Annotated in this window: 5 protein-coding genes; 4 read left to right on the top strand and 1 reads right to left on the bottom strand. The window is 68.8% G+C overall.

Annotated features, from left to right (window positions below):
- Nucleotides 1-341: 341 nt before the first annotated feature.
- A complete protein-coding gene (locus tag ACIQCZ_RS24655; RefSeq protein WP_402284844.1) occupies nucleotides 342-1,325 on the bottom strand; it encodes a LuxR family transcriptional regulator in 984 nt (327 codons plus the stop codon).
- Between the two features lie 218 nt (nucleotides 1,326-1,543).
- Between ACIQCZ_RS24655 and ACIQCZ_RS24650 the strand changes: the two genes are divergently transcribed.
- The 4 genes from ACIQCZ_RS24650 (at nucleotide 1,544) to ACIQCZ_RS24635 (ending at nucleotide 6,840) form a co-directional block, all read left to right on the top strand.
- Nucleotides 1,544-2,956 carry an aminopeptidase P family protein gene (locus tag ACIQCZ_RS24650; RefSeq protein WP_402284843.1) on the top strand — a complete coding sequence of 471 codons (1,413 nt, stop codon included), beginning with the start codon at nucleotides 1,544-1,546 and terminating at the stop codon, nucleotides 2,954-2,956.
- Nucleotides 2,957-3,549: 593 nt separating this feature from the next.
- The gene (locus ACIQCZ_RS24645; RefSeq protein ID WP_402284842.1) at nucleotides 3,550-4,587 is read left to right on the top strand and encodes an ABC transporter ATP-binding protein; all 1,038 of its coding nucleotides are present in this window, start codon (nucleotides 3,550-3,552) and stop codon (nucleotides 4,585-4,587) included.
- Between the two features lie 94 nt (nucleotides 4,588-4,681).
- Nucleotides 4,682-5,893 carry an ABC transporter substrate-binding protein gene (locus ACIQCZ_RS24640; RefSeq protein ID WP_402284841.1) on the top strand — a complete coding sequence of 404 codons (1,212 nt, stop codon included), beginning with the start codon at nucleotides 4,682-4,684 and terminating at the stop codon, nucleotides 5,891-5,893.
- Nucleotides 5,894-5,955: 62 nt separating this feature from the next.
- Nucleotides 5,956-6,840: an ABC transporter permease gene (locus tag ACIQCZ_RS24635; protein WP_402284840.1), complete on the top strand. Its 885-nt coding sequence runs from the start codon at nucleotides 5,956-5,958 to the stop codon at nucleotides 6,838-6,840.
- Nucleotides 6,841-6,878: the final 38 nt, after the last annotated feature.

Genomic DNA, 6,878 nt, shown 5'->3' with positions numbered 1-6,878 from the left:
CGGGTGCGGGGCGGGGTCCGCGGGGCCCGGGGCGCCGGAGCTGCCCCCGGGGGGGGGCGCGGGGGGGGGGGTGGGGGGGGGGGGGGGGGGGGGGGGCCCCCCCCCCCCCCGGGGGGGCCCCCCCCCACGGCCCGTCACCCAGGGACGGAGGACGGCGGTTCTTCAGTCGACGGCGGTCGGCAGGGTGGGAAGCGTCCCGAGCGGTGTGGGCGCGGAACCGACCTGTACGGGAACGGCGGCACCCCCGGCGCGTCGGGAACGATACGTGCGGATGCTGCGCAGCCCTGTTCGTCGAGCGCCGTGTGCGGTGGGGCGCCGCCATCAGGTCCGCGGGCCGCCGGTCACAACCATCCAGAGCGCTGGGCCTGCAAGGCCAGCTGGAAGCGGTTCTCGGCGCCCAGCCGAGCCATCAGGATCTGCAGGCGGCGGTACAGCGTGCGGCGGCTGATTCCCATCTCACGGGCGATGACGTCGTCGCTCGCTCCACCCGCGAGGAGCCACAGCACGCGGCGGTCGGCGGGCGGCAGACCGCCTGGGCGGGTGGTGCGGCCGTGGAACGGCAGGGCGCTCTGCCAGGACTGCTCGAACAGTGCCACGAGCGCGGAGAGCAGGCCGCACGGCTGCACGACCAGCATGGTGTTGTGTACGTCGGCCTCCTTGATCGACAACGACACGAGCGCGTACGCCTCGTCGATGATCACGAGTTTGACCGGCACCGACGGCACCACCCTGGCCTGCTCGCCGGCCTTGATGCACGGTTCGATGACCTCCTTCAGATGACCGGGATGCTCCAGCGACTCCCGCGAGTACACGACACGCTGGGTCACCCCGCGGGCGAGCGTGGCCAGCGCGTCGTCCGTGGCCCCGGGCAACGGGAAGTACGGTGGTGACTCGAACTGCCGAATCTGTTCGCGGGCGCTCGTCCAGGCCTGACGGATCCTGTGGCCGATGGCGTCACCGGTGACGACCTCGACGAGATTGTCGTTGTAGGCGGCGAGCCGCTGTCGCCGGAACGACTCGAACGCGCCCCCGACGGTGATGCGCGATTCCTCGACCTCGGCCGCCCGGTGCCGGGCGAGGATCTCCAGGCCCGCGGCGGGCGGAACCGGGGCCACCACGTCCCCGCCCTCCTCGGCGGCACTGGCCAGACCGGCGTCCACCAGCGCGTCGTACGCCGTGACGAGTTCCGCACCGCCCAGACCGGTCACGGTTCCGATCGCACTCAACGGAGCGGGGGCCAGCTCCAGCAGCGCCAGATAGACCTGGACCGCCGCCTGGCCGATGCCCAGGAGCCGCAGGGCCTCGCCGAGTTTCGCGTTCGTCATACGCCGAATTATCGACGACTCCTCGCGACACTGTGGCCGATCTGTGCCAGTGGCGGTCTTCGGCACCAAGAGCCTGCGGTGCGGGTTACCGTCCGAGAGCCGTAGGCGACCGGCGGCAGCCAGGGCGTCCGGGCCGCACTGGGAGGGAGCTCGGCCTGTCCGCAGGGCTCCCGCTGCCCCTCGCCGCCGAGGAACCCGACCAGAAGAAGGTGTATGACGTGGCGAAAGCGCGAAAGAACGGTCTCTACTCAGGGATCTCCGAGGAACTGTCCGCCCTGATGCGGACGGGATGGGCGGACACCGAACGGCACGACCTGCGGCTCGACGAGCAGGCTCCGTACGCGGCCCGCCGCCGCGCCACGCTCTCCGCGCGCTTCCCCGGCGAACGTCTGGTGATCCCCTCAGGGAACCTCAAGGTCCGTTCCAACGACGACACCTACCCGTTCCGCCCGTACTCGGGCTATGTGCACATGACCGGAGACCGGGCCCGGGACGGCGCGCTCGTCCTCGAACCCCGTGCCGACGGCGGCCATGACGCCTACTGCTACCAGCTGCCGCGGGACAGCAGGGACAACGACGAATTCTGGGTCGGCGCCACGGCGGAGCTGTGGATGGGCCGACGACGCTCCCTCGCCGAGTCGGAGCTCGTGCTCGGCCTGCCCTGCCGCGACGTCCGCACGGCGGCCGACGACCTGGCCGCCGCCTCCGGTACGCCGACACGGATCGTCCGCGGCCTCGACCCGTCCCTCGAAGCCGCCGTCACCACCGAGGAGGAGCGCGACGCCGAACTGGAGGAGGCGCTCAGTGATCTCCGCCTCGTCAAGGACGACTGGGAGATCGCCGAGCTCCGCAAGGCCGTGGACTCCACCGTGCGCGGATTCACCGATGTGATCGGTGAGCTCTCCCGGGCGGTCGCCTCGTCCGAGCGGTGGATCGAGGGCACGTTCTTCCGCCGCGCGCGCCTCGAAGGGAACTCCGTTGGCTACGGGTCGATCTGCGCCGCGGGTGAGCACGCCACCATCATGCACTGGACGGACAACGACGGCCCGGTGCGCCCGGGGGACCTGCTCCTTCTCGACGCCGGCGTGGAGACGCACACCCTCTACACCGCCGACGTGACACGCACGCTCCCGATCAGCGGCACCTTCACGCCCGTGCAGCGCAAGGTGTACGACGCGGTGTACGAGGCCCAGGAGGCCGGCATGGCCGCCGTCAAGCCGGGTGCCGCGTACCGTGACTTCCACGAGGCGTCCCAGCGCCACCTTGCGGCCCGGCTGGTCGAGTGGGGCTTCGTCGAAGGCCCGGCCGACCGCGCGTACGAACTCGGCCTCCAGCGTCGCTTCACCATGGCGGGCACCGGTCACATGCTCGGTCTGGACGTCCATGACTGTGCGCAGGCCCGGCACGAGGAATACGTCGACGGCGTACTGGAGCCGGGCATGGTGCTCACCGTCGAGCCCGGTCTGTACTTCCAGCCGGACGACCTCACCGTGCCCGAGGAGTGGCGCGGCATCGGCGTCCGGATCGAGGACGACCTGGTCGTGACCGAGGACGGACACGAGAACCTGTCGGGGGGCCTGCCGCGGTCGGCGGACGAGGTCGAGGCGTGGATGGCCCGGTTCGCGGGCTGAGTACGTCGCAGCAGGTGCCTGGCGCTAGTGCCTCTCCCGGCAAGCTTTGCCCCGTCGCGCCGTCCAGCACGCACGCTCGCGGCGTTGGCCAAAAGTCCTGGTAGCTCCGCTACAAGGACTTCCGGCCGCCTTGCGATCGCACGCACTGGACGACACTCCTCACGGGGCAAACACTGCCGGTCACGGCACTAGATCCGCCGGATCGAAAGGCTGCTGACCGGCAACGCCTGCGCATGGCGCGGGGGACCGGTCCGAAACGCCCGCTTCGTTGCGACGGCCTGACCGCCCCGGGGCTCAGTGGGCCCCGGGGCGGCGGCACAGCCGGGCGTGGCCCCTGCATCCACGGGAAGGCCACTGGGCCGACCATGCGCCCGGCAGTCCCCACGCCGGGTCCCGGTATCGGCCGGCACGAAATCGGCTCTTCGCGTAGCGCGCAACTCGGGCCTCATGGGTTTCAACGGCAACCACTCTGTAAAGCTCGTGTGTTGACCCGTCCTCTGCTGGGAGGCGGCATTGAGATTTGAACCACGGCTTCTTATGTTTTACCCGCGGCGCCCGACCAACGCTCAACGGCACACGAAAGGTTTCCGCCCATGGGAGGAATGGCGATCCGACTGCATGGGCTGAGCAAGAGCTTCGGCCGGACCGAGGCAGTGATCGGGGTCGATCTGGAGATAGCCGACGGTGAGTTCTTCTCGATGCTGGGCCCGTCCGGGTCGGGCAAGACCACGGTGCTGAGAATGATCGCCGGATTCGAGGCGCCCACTTCCGGCACCGTCGAGCTCGCCGGTCGCGATGTCACCCGTCTGGCTCCCTTCGAACGCGACGTGCACACGGTGTTCCAGGACTACGCGCTTTTCCCGCACATGACGGCCGAACAGAACGTGGCCTACGCCCTCAAGATTCGCAAGGTGCCGAGAAACGAACGGGTGGACCGGGCCCGGGAAGCCCTCGCGCAGGTCCGTCTCGACGGCCTCGGCGGACGTCGGCCCTCACAGCTCTCCGGCGGCCAGCGTCAGCGCGTCGCTCTCGCCAGGGCGCTGGTCGGCCGCCCCCGCGTGCTGCTTCTCGACGAACCGCTCGGCGCCCTGGACCTCAAGCTGCGCGAGCAGATGCAGGTCGAACTCAAGGCGATCCAGCGGGATGCCGGCATCACCTTCGTGTTCGTCACCCACGACCAGGAGGAGGCCCTCACGATGAGCGACCGGATCGCCGTCTTCCGACAGGGCCGTATCGAGCAGACCGGCACGCCCGCCGAGATCTATGAGCGGCCGGCGACCCCCTTCGTCGCCGGTTTCGTCGGCATCTCCAATCTGCTCGCAGGCGATGCTGCCGAACGGGTCGTCGGCACCTCGGGTACGTACAGCATCCGGCCCGAGAAGATCCGCGTGCTCAAGGAGTCCGCCACAGCGGACGAACCCGAGCACTCCACCGCGACCGGCACCGTCGCCGAAGTCTTCTATCTCGGCGACGCCACCCGATTCCTGGTGGAGCTCGATGCCGGAGGGAGCCTCACCGTCCTTCAGCAGAACCTGGAGACCTCCTCCGAGGACGTCGCGGCCCGCCGCGGGGCCCGGGTCAGGCTGCTGTGGCGCGACCACCACACGTTCCGGGTTCCCGAGGCGCAGTGACCTCAACTCCCGGCGACACCGTCAGGACCACACCGCATGCCCCGGTGAGACGACGCACCGCCCGCACGTCCCGTCCCGCTCCGCCCTCATACCCATGGAGAGACCCGTGCGCCTGAACCGCCCCCTCAAGGTCGCAGTCGCCATCGGCGCGCTGCTCCTGGTCACCGCCTGCGGCTCCTCGGACCCGGGCAGCGGCCGGTCCTCGACCGGACTCGAACCCCCGGACCTCACGGCGCAGTCGAAGCTCGGCACGACGGAGGGCCAGGTGGATCTGATCGCCTGGGCCGGGTACGTCGAGGACGGATCGAACGACCCGAAGGCCGACTGGGTCAGCGATTTCGAGAAACGGACGGGCTGCCGGGTCAATGCCAGGACGGCCGCCACCTCCGACGAGATGGTCAGCCTCATGAAGACCGGCGGCTACGACGCCGTGTCCGCCTCCGGGGACGCCTCACTGCGTCTCATCGCCTCCGGAGACGCGGCCCCTGTCAACACCAAGCTCGTGCCCAACTACGCCGACGTCTTCGAAGGCTTGAAGAACCAGGACTGGAACTCGGTGAAGGGCGTCTCCTACGGCATCCCGCACGGCCGCGGCGCCAACCTCCTCATGTACAACACGGAGAAGGTCAGGCCCGCCCCCGACTCCTGGTCCGCGGTGTTCGACAAGGCGTCCGCGCACAAGGGCAAAGTCACCGCGTACGACTCACCGATCTACATCGCGGACGCCGCGCTCTTCCTGAAGGCCACACAGCCGGACCTCGGCATCAAGAACCCCTATGCCCTGGACCAGAAGCAGTTCGACGCGTCCGTGGACCTGTTGAAGAAACAGAACGCGAACATCGGCGAGTACTGGAGCGACTACCTCAAGGAGATCTCCGCCTTCAAGAGCGGTGACTCGGTGGTGGGCACCAGCTGGCAGGTGATCGCCAACCTCGCCCGGTCCGAAGGCGCCAAGGTAAAGGCCGTGCTTCCCCGAGAGGGATCCACCGGCTGGTCCGACACCTGGATGCTCGCAGCCAGGGCCAAGCATCCCAACTGCGCCTACAAGTGGTTGGACTGGATCATCTCACCCAAGGTGAACGCGCAGGTCGCCGAGTACTTCGGTGAGGCCCCGTCCAATACGAAGTCCTGCGCCGAGACCGTCGACAAGAACCACTGCGCGACGTTCCATGCCGCGGACGAGGCGTACTGGAAGAACGTCCACTACTGGAACACGCCCATCCCACAGTGCCTGGACGGCCGCACGGATGTCACATGCGTCCCCTACGCGAAGTGGGTGCAGGCCTGGAACGAGATCAAGGGCTGAAGCAGATGATGACGCGGACCAAGGGTCGAATCCGGCCATGAAGCAGAGCAGGGGCTGACCTCATGACCGATTCCGTCGCATCCTCCGGACCCGTCCGGAGGATCGCCGGGGCCCTGCACCGCCGGCCCCGGTTGCGGCTGTCCCTGCTGCTGACCACACCACTGCTGTGGCTCGTCCTCGCCTATCTCGGCTCGCTGGCCGCGCTGTTCCTGTCGGCTCTCTGGACCACGGACCCCTTCACCTCGAACGTCGTGAAAGTGTGGTCCACCGACAACTTCGCGGCGCTGTTCACCGAACCGCTGTACCGGCAGGTGGCGCTGCGCAGCATCGGCGTGGCGCTCTGCGTCACCGTCCTGTGTGCCGTGATCGCGTTCCCGGTCGCTTTCTATACGGCACGGGTGGCCCGCCCCAGGTGGCGGCCGCTGCTGGTGGTGGCGATCCTCACGCCGCTGTGGGCCAGCTATCTGGTGAAGGTGTACGCCTGGCGGCTGATTCTCTCCGAAGGCGGGCCGCTGGACTGGTTGCTGAGGCCCTTCGGTCTCAGCGGGCCAGGCTACGGCCTGCCCGCCACCGTCATCGTCCTGACCTATCTCTGGCTGCCGTACATGATCCTGCCGATTCATGCGGGACTTGAGCAATTACCCCCCAGCCTGCTCGATGCCTCCGCCGACCTCGGTGCCCGAACCGCCCGCACCTTCCGTTCCGTGGTACTGCCGATGGTGCTGCCGTCCGTCGCCGCCGGATCGGTCTTCACCTTCTCACTCAGCCTCGGCGACTACATCACCGTGCAGATCGTCGGCGGCAAGACCCAGTTGATCGGCAATCTCGTCTACTCCAACGTGACGCTGAACCTGCCCCTGGCCGCGGCAGTCGGTACCGTCCCGGTGATCGTCATCGTGCTCTATCTGCTCGCCGTCCGCCGTTCGGGTGCGCTGAGCAGCTTCTGATCACGGCCGCCACAGCCGTCTTCGATCACCGCCGGCTT

The organism is Streptomyces sp. NPDC093149 (assembly GCF_044754145.1).
Taxonomy (GTDB): Bacteria; Actinomycetota; Actinomycetes; order Streptomycetales; family Streptomycetaceae; genus Streptomyces.
The sequence above is the reverse complement of the archived record's forward strand: the minus strand, read 5'-3'. Positions and strand labels throughout refer to the sequence as shown.